Genomic DNA, 19,002 nt, shown 5'->3' on the forward strand with positions numbered 1-19,002 from the left:
TTCATGACTGCGCGCGCCGCCGACCGGGCCCGTTACGACCGGGCCACCGCCCATCTCGACGCCCCGCTCGCCCTTGTGGACCTGGACGCCTTCGACGCGAACGCCGAGGATTTGGTCCGCCGGGCCGGCGGCAAGCCGATCCGGGTCGCGAGCAAGTCCGTGCGCTGCCGGACGCTGCTGGAACGCGTCCTGGCCAAGGACGGCTTCGCGGGGATCATGTCGTTCACCCTCGCCGAGTCGCTGTGGCTGGCCCGCTCGGGTTTCGAGGACGTCCTCCTCGCGTATCCGTCGGCCGACCGCGGCGCCTACGCCGAGCTGGCCGCCGATCCCAAGCTCGCCGCCGCCGTCACCGTCATGGTCGACGACGTCGCGCAGCTCGACCTCATCGACGCGGCGCGGGCCGGGGGCACCGAAGTCATCCGCGTCTGCCTGGAGTTGGACACCTCGCTGAAGCTGCTCGGCGGCCGGTTCCGGGTCGGCGCGCTGCGCTCGCCGCTGCACTCCCCCGCCCAGGTCGCCGACGTGGCACGGGCGGTGGCCCGGCGGCCCGGCTTCAGGCTGGTGGGGATCATGGCGTACGAGGGGCACATCGCCGGGGTCGGCGACGCCGTCGCCGGACGGCCCCTGCGGTCCCGGGCGATCCGGCTGATGCAGGCCACCGCCCGCCGGGAGCTCGCCGAGCGGCGCGCGGCCGTGGTGCGCGCGGTACGGGCCGTCGTGCCGGACCTGGAGTACGTCAACGGCGGCGGCACCGGCAGTGTGCAGCACACCGCCGCGGAGGACGCGGTCACGGAGATCGCGGCCGGGTCCGGGCTGTACGTGCCGCGGCTCTTCGACAACTACACGTCGTTCAGCGGGCGTCCGGCCGCGCTGTTCGCCATGCCCGTCGTGCGCCGGCCCGGCGTCGGGGTGGTGACGGTCCTCGGCGGCGGCTACCCGGCCTCCGGTGCGGCCGGGCCCGACCGGCTTCCGGCGCCCTACCTCCCCGAGGGCCTGCGTTACGACCCCCAGGAGGGCCCCGGCGAGGTGCAGACGCCGCTGCTCGGCTCCCCGGCCGACGATCTGCTGATCGGCGACAAGGTGTGGTTCCGGCACGCGAAGGCCGGCGAGCTGTGCGAACGGTTCGAGGTGCTGCATCTCGTCGAGGGGGACGCCGTGACGGCGACCGTGCCGACCTACCGGGGCGAGGGTCACACCTTCCTCTGACCGCCGCCCCGGGCCGCCGGGTTCTACAGCGGGGTCACGTACGCCCCGGAGATCCCGCCGTCGACCAGGAAGTCGGTGGCGTTGACGAACGAGGAGTCGTCGCTGGCCAGGAAGGCGACGGCGGCGGCGATCTCGTCGGCCTCGGCGAACCGGCCGACGGGGATGTGGACGAGGCGGCGGGCGGCCCGCTCGGGATCCTTGGCGAACAGCTCCTGCAGCAGCGGGGTGTTGACCGGCCCGGGGCACAGGGCGTTCACGCGGATGCCCTCCCGGGCGAACTGCACGCCGAGTTCGCGGGACATGGCGAGGACGCCGCCCTTGGACGCCGTGTACGAGATCTGCGAGGTCGCCGCGCCCATCCGCGCCACGAAGGACGCCGTGTTGATGATGGAACCGCGGCCCTGCCGGCGCATGTAGGGGATGGCGGCCTTGCAGCACAGGTAGACGGAGGTCAGGTTGACCTCCTGGACGCGCCTCCAGGCCTCCAGGCCGGTCTCCAGGATCGAGTCGTCGTCGGGCGGGGAGATGCCCGCGTTGTTGAAGGCGACGTCCACGCTGCCGTAGGTGTCGTAGGCCGCCTGGAACAGCGCCTCGACCTGCTCGGGGTCGGTGACGTCGACCTTCACGAAGATCCCGCCGACCTCCTCGGCGGCCGCCTTGCCGCGGGTCTCGTCGACGTCGCCGCAGACGACGTGCGCGCCCTCGGAGGCGAGCCGGCGCGCGGCGGCGAGGCCGATGCCGCTGCCGGCGCCGGTGACGACGGCCGTGCGCCCGACCAGGCGGCGGCAGATGTTCTCGTCGGGCAGGGGGGTGGATGACGTCACTGTGCGGGGCCCTCCGTGCTGATGAAGACGTTCTTGGTTTCGGTGAAGGCGGTCAGGGCGTCCGGGCCCAGCTCACGGCCGACGCCGGACTGCTTGTAGCCGCCGAACGGGGTCCAGTAGCGGACGCTGGAGTGGGAGTTGACGGACAGGTTCCCGGCGCGCACGGCCCGCGAGACGCGCAGCGCGCGGCCGACGTCCCGGGTCCAGACGGAGCCGGAGAGGCCGTAGGGGGTGTCGTTGGCGAGCCGGACCGCGTCCGCCTCGTCGGTGAAGGGGAGCAGCACGGCGACGGGTCCGAAGATCTCCTCGCGGGCGGCCGCGGAGTCGGGCCGTTCGCCGGTGAGCACGGTCGGCGGGAACCAGAACCCGGGGCCTTCGGGGGCGCTGCCGCGCAGCGCCTGCGCGTCGTCCGGCACGAACGACCGTACGCGGTCCACCTGCTGACGGGAGATCAGCGGCCCCATCCGGGTCGCCTCGTCGGCCGGGTCGCCGACCACCACCGCGGCCAGTTCCCGTGCCAGGTGGTCGGCGACCTCGTCGTACACCGACTCCTGGACGAGGATCCGGGTGCGGGCGCAGCAGTCCTGGCCGGAGTTGTCGAGGAAGGAGTACGGGTCGACGGCGGTCTTCAGGTCGGCGTCGGCGAACACGATGTTCGGGCTCTTGCCGCCGAGTTCCAGGGTGACCGGCTTGACCTGCCGGGCGCAGCGTTCCATGACCTCGCGGCCGGTGCGGGTGGAGCCGGTGAACACGATCTTCGCGACGTCGGGGTGGTCGACGAGCGCCCGGCCGGCGACCGCGCCGTGGCCCGGCAGCACCTGGAAGAGATGCTCGGGCAGGCCTGCCTCCAGGGCGAGTTCGGCCAGCCGCAGGGCGGTGAGCGGGGTGGTCTCGGCGGGCTTGAGGACGACCGCGTTGCCCGCCGCGAGGGCCGGGAACGCGCCCCAGGCGGCGATCGGCATGGGGAAGTTCCACGGGGCGATCACGCCGACCACGCCGAGCGGCTCGTGGAAGGTGACGTTCCAGCCGCCGGCCACCGGGATCTGGCTGCCCAGGAGCCGTTCGACGCCGCCCGCCGCGTAGAGCAGCAGGTCGCGGGCGTTGCCGGCCTCCCAGCGGGCGTTGCCGAGGAGGTGGCCGGCCTCGCGGACCTCGAGCAGCGCCAGTTCCTCGACGTGCGCGTCGACCACGTCGGCGAAGCGGCGCAGCAGGCGTGCGCGGTCGGCGGGGGCCGCCGCGGCCCAGGCGGTCTGCGCGGCGCGGGCCCGGGCGACCGCGCGGTCCACGTCGGCAGCGTCGGCGGCCGGGACGACGGCGACGACCTCCTCGGTGGCCGGGTTGAGGACGGTCAGCTCGTGCGGGGAGTGCCGGTGCGGGGACTGCTCGTGCGGGTGGGACAAGGCGGGACCTTTCACAGACGTTCGAAGGAGCGGCGCAGCTCCCAGTCGGTGACGGCGGCGTCGAAGGCCTCGAGCTCGACGCGTGCCATGTTGCGGTAGTGGGCGACGACCTCCTCGCCGAAGGCGGCCAGCGCGATCGGGCTGGCCGACCAGAGCTCGGCGGCCTCACGGAGCGTGGTGGGGACGTGCGCGTAGTCGCCGGCGTAGGCGTTGCCGGCGCAGGCCTCGGGCAGCTCCAGCTTGTGCTCGATGCCGTACAGTCCGGCCGCGACCAGACCGGCGACGGCGAGATGCGGGTTGACGTCGCCGCCGGGGAGGCGGTTCTCGAAGCGGGTCGAGCGGCCGTGGCCGACGACGCGCAGCGCGCAGGTGCGGTTGTCATGCCCCCAGGCGACGGCGGTCGGGGCGAAGGAGCCCGGCTGGAACCGCTTGTAGGAGTTGATGTTGGGGGCGTAGAGGAGGGAGAAGTCGCGCAGGGCGGCGAGCTGTCCGGCGAGGAAGTGCCGCATGACCTCGGACATGCCGTCCGGGTCGTCGGCCGTGCCGGCCATCACGTTCACGCCGTCCGCGTCGGTGAGCGAGAGGTGGATGTGGCAGGAGTTGCCCTCGCGCTCGTTGTACTTGGCCATGAAGGTGAGGGAGACGCCTTCCTGGGCGGCGATCTCCTTGGCGCCGGTCTTGTAGATCGCGTGCTGGTCGCAGGTGATCAGGGCCTCGTCGTAGCGGAACGCGATCTCGTGCTGGCCGGGGTTGCACTCGCCCTTGGCGGACTCGACGGTGAGGCCGGCGCCGGCCATCTCGTTGCGGATGCGGCGCAGCAGCGGCTCGATGCGGCCGGTGCCGAGGACCGAGTAGTCGATGTTGTACTGGTTGGCCGGGGTGAGCCCGCGGTAGTTCGCGTCCCAGGCGGCCTCGTAGCTGTCCTTGAAGACGATGAACTCCAGCTCGGTGCCGACCTGGGCGGTGAAGCCGTGCTCGGCGAGGCGCTCCAGCTGGCGGCGCAGGATCTGGCGCGGGGCGGCGACCACCGGCGAGCCGTCGTTCCAGGCGAGGTCGGCGACCAGCATCGCGGTGCCGGCGTTCCAGGGCACCCGGCGCAGGGTGGCGAGGTCGGGATGCATCGCGAAGTCGCCGTAGCCGCGCTCCCAGGAGGACATGGCGTAGCCGTCGACGGTGTTCATCTCCGTGTCGACGGCGAGGAGGTAGTTGCAGCCCTCGGTGCCGTGCCGGAGCACCTCGTCGAGGAAGAATCCGGCGGCGAACCGTTTGCCCTGGAGCCGCCCCTGCATGTCGGGGAAGGCGAGGACGACGGTGTCGATCTCACCGCTCGCCACGAGGGCGCGCAGCTCCTCGACGCCGAGCGGGGGTGTGCGGTCTGCCACGGGAAGGGCCTCCTTCGGCTTCCCCGGCTCCCTCGTCTTCTTCGGGCGGGCCGGGAGCCATAAGGTATTGCTCAGAACCATTGCTTGGGAAGGGGGCGCGGCCTGATGTCGGTGGACGCTGACGGCGGACCGGACGACCGGCTGACGCCGGTGCTGCGGCCGGTGCGGGCCGGAAACGGCTTCGAGGAGGCGCTGGAGCAGATCCTGCAGGTCGTACGACTGGGTCTGGTGCCGGGGGGCGAACGGCTGCCGGCCGAGCGGGAGCTGGCGCAACGGCTCGGGATCAGCCGGGTGACGCTGCGCGAGGTGCTGAAGGTCCTCCAGGACCAGGGGCTGGTCGAGTCCCGTCGGGGCCGGTACGGCGGAACGTTCGTGCTGCCGCGCGCGCACGCCGGCGGCGAGGACGAGCTGCGGCGGCGGATCGCGAAGACCGACGTCGAGGACGTACTGCGGTTCCGCGAGGTGCTGGAGTCGGGCGCGGCGGGCCTGTGCGCGTCGCACGGTCTGACGGACGAGCAGGGGAGCCGGCTGCGCGAGGCCCTCGCCGCCACCGGGAACGCTCCGCCGGCCGACTACCGTCGACGCGACACGATGCTCCATCTGACCCTCGCCGAGCTGTGCGGCTCACCCTCGCTGACGGCGCAGTACGCGGCCGTGCGGGCCACGGTGAACGACCTGCTCGACTGCATCCCGCTGCTCGTGCGCAACCTGGAACACTCTCAACGGCAGCACACCGCGCTGGTGGAGGCGGTGCTGGACGGAGACGCGGACGGCGCGCGGGAGATCATGCGGGAGCACTGCGCGGGCACGGCGGCCCTGCTCAGGGGCTTCCTGACCTGAAGCGTGCCGGACGGCGAGCAAAGGTTCGAGCGATGTCCATTGAAGGTCGGCCGGGAGGACGTATGACGGTGACGGATCACGGCGCGAAGGCGCCTCAGAGGACGGGCGGGCCGGGCGGCAGGCCGTTGATCGGCGTCAGCACGTATCTGGAGCCCGGCACGCGCTGGAGGGTGTGGGAGCTGGAGGCGGCGCTGTTGCCCGCGGCGTATCCGAGGCTCGTCCAGCGGGCCGGCGGGCTGGCCGTGATGCTCCCGCCGGACGCGCCCGAACACGCGGCGGCGGCCGTGGCCCGCCTCGACGGCCTGGTCATCGCGGGCGGCCCGGACGTCGATCCGGCCCGCTACGGCGCCGAGCGCGATCCCCGCACCGGGCCGCCGGCTCCCGAGCGGGACGCGTGGGAGCTGGCCCTGATCGAGGCGGCGCTGACGGCGGACGTCCCGCTGCTGGGCATCTGCCGGGGCATGCAGCTGCTGAACGTCGCGCTCGGCGGCACGCTGGTCCAGCACCTCGACGGGCACGCCGAGGCCGAGGGCGTCTTCGGCGGCCATCCGGTCGAGCCGGTGCCGGGCAGCCTGTACGGCGGGATCGTCGACGCGCAGGCCCTGGTGCCGACCTACCACCACCAGGCGGTGGACCGCCTCGGCACGGGCCTCGTGCCGTCGGCCCACGCGGCCGACGGCACCGTGGAGGCCGTCGAACTGCCCTCCGCCGGGTGGGTCCTCGGGGTGCAGTGGCATCCGGAGATGGGCGAGGACGTGCGGGTCGTGCACGCCCTCGTGACAGCCGCGTCCCGCTCCGCCGCCTGAGACCCGCCGCCCACGCCCACCAGCCCCGGCCCGGCCCCACGTCCGGCGAAAGCCCGCGCGTCCCACGCGTGTGCCCCGTCCACCGACGTCTCCCAAGCGGCCGTACCGTACCCGGACGTCTCGCACCCGGCCGTCCCGTACCCGGACGTCTCGCACGCGGACGTCCCGGCGCCGGGCCCGTCAGCCTCGCGTGAGGGACAGCAGTTCGCGGGCCGGGCCGGTGGGACGGTGGCCCGTCGGCCAGACCGCCCTGAGGTCCCGGGCCAGGGAGACTCCCTCGACGGGGATGCCGACGAGCCGGCGCAGCGCCAGTTCCTCGCCGACCGCCAGTTCGGAGAGGACGGCCGGCCCCGCCCCGCTCACCACGGCCGCCTTGACCGCCGTCGTCGAGGAGAGCTCGATCAGCGGGCGGGCCAGGCCTCCGAGGGCCGTGTCGAGCACCTGACGGGTCCCGGAGCCCTTCTCCCGCAGGATCAGCGGTGTCGTCGCCAGTTCGGCGGCGGGCAGCGGGCGCCGACGGCGGGCCCACGGGTGCGCGGGTGCCACGACGACGATGAGGCGGTCGTGGGCTATCACGGCGGAGTCCAGGCCGGGCGGAAGCGTGAGGCCCTCCACGAAGCCCAGATCCGCCTCCCCGGCCAGCAGCCGCTCGGCGACGGCCGCCGAGTTGCCGGCGAGCAGCGAGACCGCGGTGTCCGGCCGGCCCGCGCGCAGCGCGAGCAGCCAGCCGGGCAGCAGATACTCGGCGATGGTCATGCTGGCCGCCACCCGCAGCCGCGAGTCGCGACGGTCGCGCAGCGCCTGCGCGCCCGCGTCGAAGGCCTCCGCCGCCTCGACGATCCGCCGCGCCCAGTCCGTCACCAGCGCACCCGCGTCCGTCAGTCGGGACCCGCGGGGCGACCGGTCCACCAGGGCCACGCCCAACTGACGTTCCATGGACCGGATCCGGCTGCTCGCGGCCGGCTGGGTGATGCCCAGCTCGCGCGCGGCCGCGCCGAGGCTGCCCAGCCGGGCCACCGCCAGCAGCAGTTCCAACGCGCCCAGGTCCGGGACGCGGTGGGCGATCGAGCCCCCGCCGCCGGGCCACTGTTCCTGCGTGTCCCGTTCCTGCGCGTCCCGCGCACCCGCCGCACTCCCCATAAGCCCAGTTTATGCCCCCATAGAGTCATCGTCCCTGGTGGCGGCTGCCCGGCCGGGCGACCGTGGAGTCATGGTCACCGCCGCCCAGCCTCTGTTCGCCCTGTCCCGTCCGCGCGCCGGAGCCGTCCGTCACCTCGGACCGCAGTGGTACGCCACGGTCATGGGCACCGCGATCCTCGGCACGGCGGGCGTCGCGCTTCCCGTCCGCCCGCCGGGGCTGCGGCCGCTGTGTGCGGCGTTCTGGGCGCTCTCCCTGGTGCTCCTGCTGGGCCTGCTCGCCGCCCGCGCGCTGCACTGGCGCCACCACCGCGACCAGGCCCGCGCCCATCTCCTCGACCCGGCGACGGCCCCCTTCTACGGCTGCCTCGCGATGGCGCTGCTCGCCGTCGGGGGCGGCGCGCTCTCCGTCGGCCGGGACTGGATCGGCACCCCGGCCGCGGTGGTCCTCGACGCCGTGCTCTTCACCGTGGGCACGGCGGTCGGGCTCGGGGCCGCCGTCGCCGTCCCGTATCTGATGGCCGTACGTCACCGGGTGGAGGCCTCCCGGGCCACGCCGGTGTGGTTGCTGCCGCTGGTCGCGCCCATGGTGTCCGCCGCGGTGGGCCCGTCGCTGGCGCCGCACCTGCCGGCCGGGCAGCCCCGGGAGACCCTGCTGCTCGCATGCGTCGCGCTGTTCGGACTGAGTCTGCTCGCCACCTTCGTCATGCTGCCGCTGGTGTTCGCGCGGCTGGTGACCGGCGGACCGCTGCCGCTCGTCCTGACGCCGACCCTGTTCCTGGTCCTCGGCCCGCTCGGGCAGTCCACCACTGCCGCCGGACGGTTCGCGGAGATCGCTCCGGGGATCCTGCCCGGCCCGGAAGGCCGCGGTCTCGCCGTGTTCGCCGTGCTGTACGGGGTGCCCGTCATGGGGTTCGCGCTGCTCTGGCTCTGCCTGGCCGCCGCGCACGTGGTGCGCGCCCGCCGGCACGGGATGGGCTTCGCGATGACGTGGTGGGCGTTCACCTTCCCGGTCGGCACCTGTGTGACCGGGGCCGCGGCGCTGGCCCGGCACACCGGGCTCGTCGTCTACGGCCTGCTCGCCTGCGCGCTGTACGTCGCCCTGGTGGCCGCCTGGGGTGTGGCCGCGGCGCACACCGTCCGCCGGCTGCTCAGCGGAGAGCTGCTCGCAGCGCCCCGCCCAGCACCCGCGGAGCCTCGGCCAGTGACGGCCCGTACCACGTCAGGTGCCGTCCGCTGAGCAGCGCGCAGGGCAGGCCGGGAAAGGCCTCCGGGCCGTCGTCGGCGGTGAAGCGGTAGGGCTCGTCCGGCAGGACGACCAGGTCCGGGCGGGCGGCGAGCAGGTCCTCGAGGGCCATCCGCGGGTAGCGCTCGGGGTGCCCGGAGTACAGCTGGTGGACGCCCAGGCGGGCCAGCACGTCCCCGGCGAAGGTCTCGCGGCCCAGGACCATCCACGGCCGTCGCCAGACCGGCACGACGGCCGTCCGGCGGGCGAGCGGCCCGGGCGCCGCCCACGCCTCCTCCGCCTCGGCGAGCCATTCCGGTCGCGCGGGTCCGCCGCACGCCCGTAGCACCCGCGAGAGCTCCCGGAAGGCCTGCGCGACGTCGCGGACCTCCGTCACCAGGACCTCGAGACCCGCCGCGCGCAGCGCCGCGAGGTCCGGCCCGCGGTTCTCCTCCTCGTTGGCGATCACGAGGTCGGGGGCGAGCGCGACGACGCGTCCCACGTCGGGGTTCTTGGTGCCGCCGATCCGGGCGACGTCCAGGCCGGCCGGGTGGGAGCACCAGTCCGTGGCGCCGACCAGGACTCCGGGCGCGGAAACGGCCACCGCCTCGGTGAGCGACGGCACCAGCGAGACGACCCGCACTACCGTTTCCGGCCCCGGTCCCGGTCGCGTACCGCCTCGATGTGCTCGGCCACCGCGACGACGACCACCCGGGTGTCCGGCACGGTCGCCCGCCAGCGGTGGCGGACCCCGCCGGTGAGATACAGGGTGTCACCGCGGCCCAGCCGGTAGGCGCGCCCCTCCGCCTCGATCTCCACCGCGCCGTCGGCGACGTACAACAGCTGGTCGTTGCGGTGCTGGAACTCGCGGCCCGCGTCATGGTCGCCGGTGAACTCGGAGGCGTGCATCTGGTGGTGCCCGCGGACCAGGGACCGCGAGCGCGGCTCCGGCTCCCGCCCGGCGCCCGCGCCCGGCTCGGCGATCTCGGCGCGGACGACGTCGACGCTGCACGCCGGGTCGGCGGCGGCGAGGAGTTCCACGGCGGTGGTGCGCAGGGCGTCGGCGACCTTCTCCAGGGAGCTGGTGCTGGGCCGCGCCCGGTCGTTCTCGATCTGGCTCAGGAACGGGACGGAGAGGCCGCTGCGCTCGGCCACGACGGCGAGGGTGAGCTGCAGGGAGCGGCGGCGGCGGCGCACGGCCGCGCCGACCCGCAGGGGCTGTTCTTTGTGGTCGCCCATCGCTCCGGCTCCCTCCTTCGCTCGTCGGCTCCGTGTGTCCTCGGACACGTCCTCTGATGAGTTCTCTGCACCCTACGCATGTTCGGCAAACCGTTTCACGGGCCTGTCACATCGACGGCACCCGGCGTGACATCCGACCTCACAGTTCACGCCAGCCGACGGGTACCGCAGAGACCCCGGCGGGAGGCCCGCCCGGCGGTCTACCGGTTCAATGCGCGGACGGCCGCCCGTGTTCCCGCTCGTCCTCGGCCTCGGGCAGAGCCGGTCCGGGGCTGAGCGTAGCGCTCTGTGGTTGGCCGGATCCAGGCTGTGGACGGCCCCGACCCGCGCCTCCACCGCGCCGCGACCACGACACGAACACGACACGAGGGCCGGGCCCCGCCGACCGCCGTGAAGGCCGTACGGCGGGCCCGCCCCTCGCGAGCGGTCGCGGTGCTGTCAGGTCACCGCGCCGCCCGGCTCTCCTGCCCGGACCGGCCGCCGGTACCCGTGTCGCCGGGCCGGGGTTCCCCGTCGGCCAGGTGCGCACCGCGTCCCGCTCCGAGGCGAAGGCCCCCGGACGGCGGCGACGGACAGCCCGTAGACGCGCGGGCCGGCCAGCGACCGGCCCGGCACGACGTCCGCCGTGATCGTCGGCGGTCGGCGGGACGTCCGTGCGGCATGATGCGTGGCGTGACCGGACGACTGATGCTTCTCGACACCGCCTCGCTGTACTTCCGCGCCTACTTCGGCGTCCCGGACTCCGTGCGGGCGCCGGACGGCACCCCCGTGAACGCGGTGCGCGGACTGCTGGAGTTCATCGACCGGCTGGTGAAGGACCACCGGCCGGACGACCTGGTGGCCTGCATGGACGCCGACTGGCGCCCCCAGTGGCGGGTCGACCTCATCCCCTCCTACAAGGCGCACCGCGTGGCCGAGGAGCGCGAGAGCGGGCCGGACGAGGAGGAGGTGCCGGACACCCTCTCGCCCCAGGTGCCGATCATCGAGGCGGTCCTGGACGCGCTCGGCATCGCGCGCGTGGGCGTCGCCGGGTACGAGGCGGACGACGTGATCGGCACGTTCACCGGGCGGGCTGAGGGCCCGGTCGACATCGTCACCGGCGACCGCGACCTCTACCAACTCGTGGACGACGCACGCGGGGTGCGGGTCCTGTACCCGCTGAAGGGCGTCGGCTCGCTGCAGTTGACGGACGAGGCGTGGCTGCGCGAGAAGTACGGGGTCGACGGGCGCGGGTACGCGGATCTGGCGCTGCTGCGCGGCGACCCGAGCGACGGACTGCCGGGCGTGCCGGGCATCGGGGAGAAGACCGCGGCCAAGCTGCTGGCGGAGTTCGGCGATCTGGCCGGGATCATGGCGGCGGTCGACGACCCGAAGGCGAAGCTGACGCCGTCGCAGCGCAGGCGGTTGGACGAGTCGCGGCCGTACGTCGCCGTCGCGCCCAAGGTGGTCAAGGTCGCCGACGACGTGCCGCTGCCCGAGGTGACCACCGCCCTCCCCGACGCACCGCGGGACGGGGAGACGCTGGAGGCGCTGGCGGCGCGCTGGGGTCTCGGCGGGTCGCTGCAGCGGCTGCTGACGACGCTGGGCGCACGGCGCGCGTAGGGCGTCGGGTCCGGCATCGGGGAACGGCCTGACGGACGGAACCGGCCGTCTTCGGGAGAAGGGGCGAACCGGACCCCGGACCTGAGGGCGTCGCCCAGGGAGAGATGCTAACTTAGGTATACCTAAGCAAGGATGACTGGGAGGCCGTCATGGCAGAACGTCCGGCACGGAAGCCGCGCAAGCCCCACTCCGCGCAGGTCGTCCGCACCGAACGGCTCACCCCGCACATGCAGCGCGTCGTGCTCGGCGGCGAGGGTCTCGCGGAGTTCTCCACGGGAGACTGCACCGACCACTACGTCAAACTCCTCTTCGGTCCCGAGGGCGTCTCCTATCCGGAGCCCTTCGACCTGGAGCGCATCCGGGCCGAGTTCCCCCGCGACCAGTGGCCCGTGACCCGGACGTACACGGTGCGCCACTGGGACGCCGAACACCGGGAGCTGACCCTCGACTTCGTCATCCACGGCGACGAGGGCCTGGCGGGGCCGTGGGCCGCGCGCGTCCAGCCGGGCGAGACCGTCCGTTTCCTCGGCCCGGGCGGCGCGTACGCCCCCGACACCTCCGCCGACTGGCATCTGCTGGCCGGCGACGAGAGCGCCCTGCCCGCCATCGCCGCCGCCCTGGAGTCGCTGCCCGCCGGCGCCGTCGCCCACGCCTTCATCGAGGTGACCGGCCCCGAGGAGGAGCAGAAGATCGACTCCGACGTCGAGGTCGTCTGGCTGCACCGCGGTGAGCGGCCGGTCGGCGAGAAACTCGTCGAGGCCGTGCGGGCTCTGGAGTTCCCCGCGGGCCGCCCGCACGCGTTCGTGCACGGCGAGGCGGCCGGCGTGAAGGAGCTGCGCAGGCTGCTGCGCGTCGAGTCGCAGATCCCGCGGGAGGACCTGTCGATCTCCGGCTACTGGCGGCTCGGCCACAACGAGGACGGCTGGCAGGCCGCGAAGCGGGAGTGGAACGCGCGCGTGGAGGCGGAGCAGGAGGGCGCGAGCCCGGCCGCGTGAACCGGCGGCAGCGGCCCGGCCGCATGAAGCCGGCGGAAGACGGCCCGCCCTGTGGAGCGGGCCGCCGTACACCTCCCGACCGCCGTCGGTCGCCTCCCGGCCGCGGCAGGCAGCTCGTGCCGCCGCCCGACGGCCTGTGGCTGGTGCCGCGACCGGAACTAGACCGACCGCTGGTACGACCTGAACGTCCGGATCGAGAGCCACACGGCCGCCACCGCGAGCGCGAGCAGCCCCCCACAGCGGACGAGCACCGCGCCCCAGTCGGGATCGGCGGACAGTGCCGAACGCCCCGCGACCATCGCCCAGTCCAGCGGATTGAAGCGGGCCGCGTGCCGGATCCAGCCGGGCATCCGGTCCGGCGCCATGAACGCACTGGAGAGGAAGGTCAGCGGCAGCAGCAGGAACGTGTTGACGCCGATGATCGACTCCCGCTCCCGCACCAGCATGCCCAGGGCGTTGGACAGCGCCCCGAAGACCGTGCCCAGCAGCACCGAGGCGACGACCAGGACGGCGACGCCCACGAACCCGCCCGGAAAGTCCGCGCCGCCCGCGAGGCCGAGCAGCACGATGACGGCCGACTGGAGCGCGGTGACGATGCCGTTGTGGACGACGTTGCCGTTCATCAGCGCGGCCCGGCTGGCCGGGGTGGTCAGGAAGCGGTCGAGCGTGCCGCGCTGGATCTCCTCCAACGTGCCCATGCCCGCCCACAGGTTGGAGGCGAGCGCGCTCATCACCACGACGCCCGGCACCAGGTAGTCCAGATAGGAACCGGTGCCGAATCCACCCAGCTCGACGACGTTCCTGAAGAGGCTGCCGAAGAGGAACAGCCAGATCACCGGCTGGATCAGTGTGATCACGGCGTACGCGGGCTGACGGGCGAAGACCATCAGCTGACGTTGCGTCATCCACCAGGTCTGCGTGATCACGGTGCTCATCGGGCGCCCCCGGCGAGGACGAGCGGGCCGGCCGCGCCACCGTCGCCGCCGGCTTCCGCCTCGGCGTAACGGCGGCCCGTGTAGCGCAGGTAGACGTCGTCGAGGGACGGGCGGGCCACGGTCGCGCCGACGACGGCGACCCCGGCCCGCTCCAACGCCCCGAGCAGCACGGGCACCGCCTCCGCGCCGTCCTGCGCGCGTACGCTCACCGTCCTTCCCTCGCACACCACCTCGTGCACGCCCGGCAGTCCGCCGAGGGCGCCCTGCAAGAGGGCGCGACCGCCGTCGCCGAGCTCGCCGCGCACCCGCACGTGCACGGCGTCGCCGCGGAGTTCGCCCTTGAGTGCCTCGGGGGCGCCCGTGACGACGATCCGGCCGCGGTCGACGATCGCGACCCGTTCGGCGAGCCGGTCGGCCTCCTCCAGATAGTGGGTGGTGAGCAGGATGGTCAGCCCCTCCTCACCGGCAAGCCGGCCGATCTCGTCCCACATCGCGCCGCGGGCCTCGGGGTCCAGGCCGGTGGTGGGCTCGTCGAGGAAGAGCACCTGGGGCCGGTGCACCAGGCCGAGGGCCACGTCGAGCCGGCGCCGCATGCCGCCGGAGTAGCCCTTGACCGGGCGGCGGGCGGCGTCGGTGAGCGCGAACCGCTCGAGCAGTTCGTCGACCCGGCGGTCCAGGGCGGCGCCCTTCACTCCGTAGAGCCTCCCCTGGAGGCGGAGGTTGTCGCGGCCGGTGGCGACCGGGTCGGCGCCGGAGTTCTGCGCGACCACGCCGATCGCCCGGCGCACCCGGTCCGGGTGACGCAGCACGTCGTGGCCCGCCACGACGGCCGAGCCCGAGTCGGGGCGGGCGAGGGTGGTGAGGATCTTGACGGTGGTGGACTTGCCGGCGCCGTTGGGGCCGAGCAGCCCGAAGACGGTGCCGGACTCCACGGTGACGTCGAGGCCGTCCAGGGCGGTGACGCCTCCCGGGTAGGTCTTGACGAGCTGACGCGCCTGCACTGCGGGCGCACGGGTAGCACTCATGACGATGCTCTCCTGGGTGAGCGGATGTGAGCGGACATGGCTCGCTGATCCGCCGGAGAAGCGCCGGGCTATCCTGGGTGTGCCGCACCTCGATCGCCTGGAACTGCCTCTCGGCTGGTTCAGCTCGGGGTTCGAGACCCCGGCGGGCCTGCTGCAACAGGCCTTCCGGGGTCTGCTCTTTCATGGTCTGAAGTCGGCCGGCTCCCCCGTTTCGTGGAACCGTCGCCACCCGTCGACACCGGGCAGCGAGCCCTTCCTGAGCTCCTCGAGGAAGCCGCCGACCCATTCCGCCTGCGCCTGGACCATGTGCAACTGGTACTCGACCTCCACGAGGAAGAGCCGCGGCACCGTCTCCGACACCTTCGCCAGCGCGCCGCGCCCGCTCGCCAGCTGCACCTCGAGCGAGCTCAGCCGGGTCTCCAGCAGCCTCTCCACCTCGTCCGGCGGCAGGGCCGCCATCAGCGACAGGGCCGTCTCGAAGACCGGGTACTCCTTGGCCGGGACGGCGAGCAGGTCGGACAGCCACTCGGCCATCTCCTCCCGCCCGGCCCCGGTGAGTCCGTAGACCGTGCGCTCGGGACGGTTGCCCTGGCGCTCGACGCCGGTCACCTCGACGAGGCCGTGCTTCTCGAGGTTCTGCACGACGGTGTAGAGCGAGCCGTAGTTGGTCTTCGTGCTGGTGTCCTTGCCCTGACTGCGCAGGGTCTGGGCGATCTCGTAGGGGTGCATCGGCTTCTGCAGAAGCGTCGTCAGCACGGCGAGCGCCAACGGGTTGCCGGGCTTGCGGCGTTTGCCCGCCACGACGATCACCTCACTCTCCGCCGGTCGGTCGGCCGGTCGGTCGACTCCGTGCCCTCACGCCCTTGGCCACACCTGGCCACGGCCTCAGCCAGGCACATTCGATCACGAATATCCGTAGACGAACATATCGCGACTGCACCGAATCCACAAGAGACGCGATGTAACGCGATCGGATGAAAGCGGGATGACGTGAGGACTTGGGCCCGCTCCGGACACGCCCGCGTGACGCGGATGAAACAGCCCGTCCCTAATTTCTGTCGCCCGACAGGAATTCCGTTCCCTGGGCCCAAGGCAGGTTCCGCCGTGACGACGACCACGACTCCCACCGACGTACGTCCCGACCCGCCGCACCACTCCGACGTGGGCGACGGCTCGCTCGCCGAGTTCGGCTACCGCCAGGAACTGCATCGCAGCCTGGGCCGGTACGCCTCGTTCGCCGCCGGGTTCTCCTTCATCTCCGTTCTGACGACCGTCTTCCAGTTCTTCGCCTTCGGGTACGCCTTCGGCGGCCCGGTCTTCTTCTGGGCCTGGCCCATCGTGCTGGCCGGACAGTTGCTGGTCGCCGCGTGCTTCGCGGAACTGGCGGCGCGCTACCCGATCTCCGGCGCGATCTACCAGTGGTCCTCGCGGCTGTCGACGCCGTCGTTCGGCTGGTTCGCGGGCTGGATCATGGTGATCGGCCAGATCGTGGTGGTCGCCGCGGCGGCCCTCGCGCTGCAGATGGTGCTGCCGGCGATCTGGCCCGGCTTCCAGCTGATCGGCGACGACCCGGCGCCCACCTCACCCGACGGCGCGGCCAACGCGGCCCTGCTCGGCGTGGCCCTGCTGGTGCTGACCACGCTCGTCAACGTCCTGGACAACCGGGTGATGTCCCTGGTCAACCGGGTGGGCGTGACCGCCGAGATCATCGGCGCGGTCCTCATCGCCGTCCTGCTGCTGACCCACTCCGAGCGGACCCCCGGCATCACCTTCCACACCACGGGTGCGGACCAATCTGGGCTGTTCGGGGCGCTCGCGGTGGGCTCGTTCACGGCCGCCTACGTGATGATCGGCTTCGACAGCGCGGGCGAGATGAGCGAGGAGACCCACCACCCCCGGCGTACCGCGCCCCGCACGATCCTCACCGCGCTCGGCGCGGCCGGACTGCTCGGCGGGCTGATCGTGCTCGGCGGACTGCTGGCCGCGCCCAGCCTCAGCGACGGCCGCCTCGGCGTCGACGGGCTCAGCTACGTCCTCACCAGCAGCCTCGGCGACGGCGTCGGCAAACTGCTGCTGGCCGACGTGGTGGTGGCGATCACGGTGGCCACGCTCGCCATCCAGACCGCGGCCTGCCGGATGCTGTTCTCCATGGCCCGCGACGGCCAACTGCCCTTCTCCGCCCGCCTCGCGCGCGTGAACCCCCGCACCGGCATGCCGAGCGCCCCCGCACTGGTGGTCGGCGTCCTCGCGGCGGCCCTGCTGCTGCTCAACTTCGCGTCACCGGACGCCTTCCTGGCCATCGGCACCACCTGCATCGTGATGCTGTACCTGGCGTACGCGATGGTCACCGGCCCGCTGCTGGTGCGCAGGCTGCGCGGCGGACTCTCCTCGGCCGGCACGGACGAGACGGGCGCCCCGCTGTTCTCCCTGGGCCGCTGGGGCGTCCCGGTGAACGCCCTGGCGCTCCTCTACGGCCTGCTGATGACGGTCAACCTGGCCTGGCCACGGGCCGTGGTGTACGACCCGGCGGGCGGCCACTGGTACTTCCAGTGGTTCACCGTGCTGTTCCTGACCGCGACGGTCGCGGCGGGCGTCGCCTTCCGCGCGTACCGCGGGCGCACCGCCGCGCCGCCGACCGCCCTCGCTGGTACGGAGTCCGTCTAGGGCGTCCACGCGTGCGTGCGGGGTGCGGCCGAGCGGTCAGTCGCCCTGTACGCGCGCGTGCAGGTGCATGTCGTGCCAGCCGTCCTGGTGGAGCGCCGCACTGCGCTTGGTGCCCTCCAGGGCGAATCCCGCCTTGCCGGCGACCCGGCAGGAGGCCTCGTTGGCGGTGGCGTGCATCAGCTCCAGTCGGTGGAAGCCGACTTCGCCGAAGGCCCAGCGGGTCAGGGCGGTCGTGGCGCGCGGCGCGACCCCCCGGCCGCGGGCCGCCGCGGTCGTCCAGTACGCGATCTCGGCCACGCCCTCGTCCAGCTGGACGCCGCGCAGCGCCACCCGGCCCAGCAGACCGTCGGTGTGCGCGTCGACGACGGCCCACTGGGCGCCGCGCTCCTCCTGCCAGCACGTCCGCCACTCCTCGATCCAGCCCGCCACCTCCTCCTCGGAGTCGGCGGCCCGGATGTGCCACTGGTGCATCGCCGGGTCCTGGAAGGCGGCGTGGACGGCCGGCGCGTCGGTGGCCCGCCACGGGCGCAGCAGCAGGCCGTCGCCGGTGCGGAGCACGGGCTGCGGGGCGCCCGAGAGGGTACCGGCGGGCAGGACGGGGTCGGCGGTGTAGGGCATGACCCGCATCCTGCCAAGGAGCCGCGGGCCGTCAACCGGATTTCCGCGTCGCTGCACGGGCGCGGGCTCTCGCCGGGGCCCGCCCGGCACCCCTCGCCGTACGCTGGACCCCGATGAGACGCCGCACCCCTCCCCCGCCCTCCCCCCTGCCGCAGCGCGACGGCATCGACCCGGTGCGGGTGCGGCTGCCCGGTGAGGGCGACTGGGCCACCGTCCGGGAGCACCTGGTGGAGCGGCTCGGCGAGGCGCGCGCCCCGATCGTGGACGGGATGCTCGCGGCCGGCCTGGTCGTCGGCGCCGACGGGACGCCGGTCGCGCCCGACGCGCCGTACGTGCCGGGGATGTTCGTGTGGTTCCACCGCGAGCTGCCGGCCGAGACGCCCGTGCCGTTCCCGCTCGAGATCGTGTACCGCGACGAGCACGTCGTCGTCGTCGACAAGCCGCACTTCCTGGCCACCACCCCGCGCGGCAGCCATGTCACGGAGACGGCGCTGGCCCGGCTGCGGCGGGAGCTGGGGCTTCCCGCGCTGGGCGCCGCGCACCGCCTGGACCGGCTCACGGCCGGTCTGGTGCTGTTCACGGTGCGGCCCGAGGAGCGCGGCGCCTACCAGGGACTGTTCCGTGAGCGCCGGGTGCGCAAGGTGTACGAGGCCGTCGCGCCGTACGACCCCGCCCTCGTCCTGCCCCGGACGGTGCGCAGCCGGATCGTCAAGGAGCGCGGGGTCCTGGCCGCCTACGAGGTGGCGGGCGAGCCGAACGCGGTGAGCCGCGTGGAACTGCTCGAGCACAGCGTGGCGCGGGGGCTCGGCCGCTACCGGCTGCTGCCCGCGACCGGGCAGACGCACCAGCTGCGCGTCCATCTGAACTCCCTCGGCGTGCCGATCCTCGGGGATCCGCTCTACCCCGAGGTGGCCGCCCCCGTGCCGGCCGGCGACTTCCGGCGCCCGCTGCAACTGCTCGCGCGGGAACTGGAGTTCACCGATCCGGTCACGGGGACGGAGCACCGGCTGCGCAGCGGGCGTGTGCTGCAGGCCTGGGCGTCGTACGACCGCTGGGCCGCCGCCGCGCAGCCGGAAACCGCTCGGTAGGCGGTTACGGGAGACC

General features: G+C 73.5%; 18 protein-coding genes. 8 read left to right on the plus strand and 10 right to left on the minus strand.

Annotated features, from left to right (window positions below):
• The first annotated feature begins 3 nt into the window (after positions 1 to 3).
• Positions 4 to 1,206, plus strand: a complete 1,203-nt coding sequence (locus tag QF032_RS08620; RefSeq protein ID WP_307041291.1) for an amino acid deaminase/aldolase — start codon at positions 4 to 6, stop codon at positions 1,204 to 1,206.
• Between the two features lie 23 nt (positions 1,207 to 1,229).
• On the opposite strand, the gene QF032_RS08625 is transcribed toward QF032_RS08620, so the two are convergent.
• Genes QF032_RS08625 through QF032_RS08635 form a run of 3 tightly spaced genes read right to left on the minus strand, consistent with a single transcriptional unit; the run spans position 1,230 to position 4,812 of the window.
• Complete coding sequence (locus QF032_RS08625) at positions 1,230 to 2,012, minus strand: 3-oxoacyl-ACP reductase (protein WP_307049987.1); 783 nt, start codon at positions 2,010 to 2,012, stop codon at positions 1,230 to 1,232.
• 14 nt (positions 2,013 to 2,026) lie between these two features.
• A complete protein-coding gene (locus QF032_RS08630) occupies positions 2,027 to 3,430 on the minus strand; it encodes an aldehyde dehydrogenase family protein (protein ID WP_307055623.1) in 1,404 nt (467 codons plus the stop codon).
• Positions 3,431 to 3,441: 11 nt separating this feature from the next.
• Positions 3,442 to 4,812, minus strand: coding sequence for a glutamine synthetase family protein (locus QF032_RS08635; RefSeq protein WP_307041295.1), 1,371 nt, complete (start codon positions 4,810 to 4,812; stop codon positions 3,442 to 3,444).
• 105 nt (positions 4,813 to 4,917) lie between these two features.
• Between QF032_RS08635 and QF032_RS08640 the strand changes: the two genes are divergently transcribed.
• Positions 4,918 to 5,652 carry a FadR/GntR family transcriptional regulator gene (locus QF032_RS08640; protein WP_307055625.1) on the plus strand — a complete coding sequence of 245 codons (735 nt, stop codon included), beginning with the start codon at positions 4,918 to 4,920 and terminating at the stop codon, positions 5,650 to 5,652.
• A gap of 62 nt (positions 5,653 to 5,714) precedes the next feature.
• On the plus strand, positions 5,715 to 6,458 hold the full coding sequence (locus QF032_RS08645) for a gamma-glutamyl-gamma-aminobutyrate hydrolase family protein (RefSeq protein WP_307055627.1): 744 nt from the start codon (positions 5,715 to 5,717) through the stop codon (positions 6,456 to 6,458).
• A 180-nt stretch (positions 6,459 to 6,638) separates the two neighbouring features.
• Here the strand turns inward: QF032_RS08645 and QF032_RS08650 are convergent, their stop codons facing one another.
• The gene (locus tag QF032_RS08650; protein ID WP_307041300.1) at positions 6,639 to 7,598 is read right to left on the minus strand and encodes a LysR family transcriptional regulator; all 960 of its coding nucleotides are present in this window, start codon (positions 7,596 to 7,598) and stop codon (positions 6,639 to 6,641) included.
• Between the two features lie 70 nt (positions 7,599 to 7,668).
• On the opposite strand from QF032_RS08650, the gene QF032_RS08655 reads away from it, so the two are divergent.
• Complete coding sequence (locus tag QF032_RS08655) at positions 7,669 to 8,835, plus strand: TDT family transporter (RefSeq protein WP_307041302.1); 1,167 nt, start codon at positions 7,669 to 7,671, stop codon at positions 8,833 to 8,835.
• Here QF032_RS08655 and QF032_RS08660 read toward each other — a convergent pair.
• Together QF032_RS08660 and QF032_RS08665 are read right to left on the minus strand one after the other, a co-directional pair.
• On the minus strand, positions 8,747 to 9,463 hold the full coding sequence (locus QF032_RS08660; protein WP_307041304.1) for a helical backbone metal receptor: 717 nt from the start codon (positions 9,461 to 9,463) through the stop codon (positions 8,747 to 8,749). The genes QF032_RS08655 and QF032_RS08660 overlap by 89 nt on opposite strands.
• On the minus strand, positions 9,463 to 10,059 hold the full coding sequence (locus QF032_RS08665) for a helix-turn-helix domain-containing protein (protein ID WP_306953807.1): 597 nt from the start codon (positions 10,057 to 10,059) through the stop codon (positions 9,463 to 9,465). The genes QF032_RS08660 and QF032_RS08665 overlap by 1 nt, the downstream gene beginning before the upstream one ends.
• A gap of 660 nt (positions 10,060 to 10,719) precedes the next feature.
• Here QF032_RS08665 and QF032_RS08670 point away from each other — a divergent pair.
• Together QF032_RS08670 and QF032_RS08675 are read left to right on the plus strand one after the other, a co-directional pair.
• Positions 10,720 to 11,661 (plus strand): 5'-3' exonuclease, encoded by a 942-nt coding sequence (locus QF032_RS08670; protein WP_307041306.1) that lies wholly within the window; start codon positions 10,720 to 10,722, stop codon positions 11,659 to 11,661.
• A 149-nt stretch (positions 11,662 to 11,810) separates the two neighbouring features.
• Complete coding sequence (locus QF032_RS08675; RefSeq protein WP_307041308.1) at positions 11,811 to 12,656, plus strand: siderophore-interacting protein; 846 nt, start codon at positions 11,811 to 11,813, stop codon at positions 12,654 to 12,656.
• A gap of 158 nt (positions 12,657 to 12,814) precedes the next feature.
• Here QF032_RS08675 and QF032_RS08680 read toward each other — a convergent pair whose 3' ends face one another.
• From QF032_RS08680 to QF032_RS08690, 3 genes are all read right to left on the minus strand, one after another.
• Entirely contained in the window at positions 12,815 to 13,591 is a 777-nt protein-coding gene (locus QF032_RS08680) for an ABC transporter permease (protein WP_306953804.1), read from the minus strand.
• Positions 13,588 to 14,616: an ATP-binding cassette domain-containing protein gene (locus tag QF032_RS08685; protein WP_307041309.1), complete on the minus strand. Its 1,029-nt coding sequence runs from the start codon at positions 14,614 to 14,616 to the stop codon at positions 13,588 to 13,590. Before QF032_RS08685 ends, QF032_RS08680 begins: the two co-directional genes overlap by 4 nt.
• A gap of 180 nt (positions 14,617 to 14,796) precedes the next feature.
• On the minus strand, positions 14,797 to 15,417 hold the full coding sequence (locus QF032_RS08690) for a PadR family transcriptional regulator (RefSeq protein WP_307055630.1): 621 nt from the start codon (positions 15,415 to 15,417) through the stop codon (positions 14,797 to 14,799).
• A 231-nt stretch (positions 15,418 to 15,648) separates the two neighbouring features.
• On the opposite strand from QF032_RS08690, the gene QF032_RS08695 reads away from it, so the two are divergent.
• Positions 15,649 to 17,280, plus strand: a complete 1,632-nt coding sequence (locus QF032_RS08695; RefSeq protein WP_373430308.1) for an amino acid permease — start codon at positions 15,649 to 15,651, stop codon at positions 17,278 to 17,280.
• A gap of 36 nt (positions 17,281 to 17,316) precedes the next feature.
• Here QF032_RS08695 and QF032_RS08700 read toward each other — a convergent pair whose 3' ends face one another.
• Positions 17,317 to 17,898, minus strand: a complete 582-nt coding sequence (locus QF032_RS08700; protein ID WP_307055633.1) for a GNAT family N-acetyltransferase — start codon at positions 17,896 to 17,898, stop codon at positions 17,317 to 17,319.
• Positions 17,899 to 18,011: 113 nt separating this feature from the next.
• Between QF032_RS08700 and QF032_RS08705 the strand changes: the two genes are divergently transcribed.
• Positions 18,012 to 18,986, plus strand: a complete 975-nt coding sequence (locus QF032_RS08705) for an RluA family pseudouridine synthase (protein WP_307041316.1) — start codon at positions 18,012 to 18,014, stop codon at positions 18,984 to 18,986.
• Positions 18,987 to 19,002 lie beyond the last annotated feature (16 nt).

Origin of the sequence: Streptomyces achromogenes, assembly GCF_030816715.1 — a bacterium.
In the GTDB taxonomy this organism is placed as follows: Bacteria; Actinomycetota; Actinomycetes; order Streptomycetales; family Streptomycetaceae; genus Streptomyces; species Streptomyces achromogenes_A.

Excerpts from the sequence above, each read along its gene's own strand:
- QF032_RS08620 (WP_307041291.1), top strand. The coding sequence starts at position 4 with ATGACTGCGCGCGCCGCCGACCGGGCCCGTTACGACCGGGCCACCGCC.
- QF032_RS08640 (WP_307055625.1), top strand. The coding sequence starts at position 4,918 with ATGTCGGTGGACGCTGACGGCGGACCGGACGACCGGCTGACGCCGGTG.
- QF032_RS08645 (WP_307055627.1), top strand. The coding sequence starts at position 5,715 with ATGACGGTGACGGATCACGGCGCGAAGGCGCCTCAGAGGACGGGCGGG.
- QF032_RS08650 (WP_307041300.1), bottom strand. The coding sequence starts at position 7,598 with ATGGGGAGTGCGGCGGGTGCGCGGGACGCGCAGGAACGGGACACGCAG.
- QF032_RS08655 (WP_307041302.1), top strand. The coding sequence starts at position 7,669 with ATGGTCACCGCCGCCCAGCCTCTGTTCGCCCTGTCCCGTCCGCGCGCC.
- QF032_RS08665 (WP_306953807.1), bottom strand. The coding sequence starts at position 10,059 with ATGGGCGACCACAAAGAACAGCCCCTGCGGGTCGGCGCGGCCGTGCGC.
- QF032_RS08670 (WP_307041306.1), top strand. The coding sequence starts at position 10,720 with ATGATGCGTGGCGTGACCGGACGACTGATGCTTCTCGACACCGCCTCG.
- QF032_RS08675 (WP_307041308.1), top strand. The coding sequence starts at position 11,811 with ATGGCAGAACGTCCGGCACGGAAGCCGCGCAAGCCCCACTCCGCGCAG.
- QF032_RS08680 (WP_306953804.1), bottom strand. The coding sequence starts at position 13,591 with ATGAGCACCGTGATCACGCAGACCTGGTGGATGACGCAACGTCAGCTG.
- QF032_RS08685 (WP_307041309.1), bottom strand. The coding sequence starts at position 14,616 with ATGAGTGCTACCCGTGCGCCCGCAGTGCAGGCGCGTCAGCTCGTCAAG.
- QF032_RS08695 (WP_373430308.1), top strand. The coding sequence starts at position 15,649 with ATGAAACAGCCCGTCCCTAATTTCTGTCGCCCGACAGGAATTCCGTTC.
- QF032_RS08700 (WP_307055633.1), bottom strand. The coding sequence starts at position 17,898 with ATGCCCTACACCGCCGACCCCGTCCTGCCCGCCGGTACCCTCTCGGGC.
- QF032_RS08705 (WP_307041316.1), top strand. The coding sequence starts at position 18,012 with ATGAGACGCCGCACCCCTCCCCCGCCCTCCCCCCTGCCGCAGCGCGAC.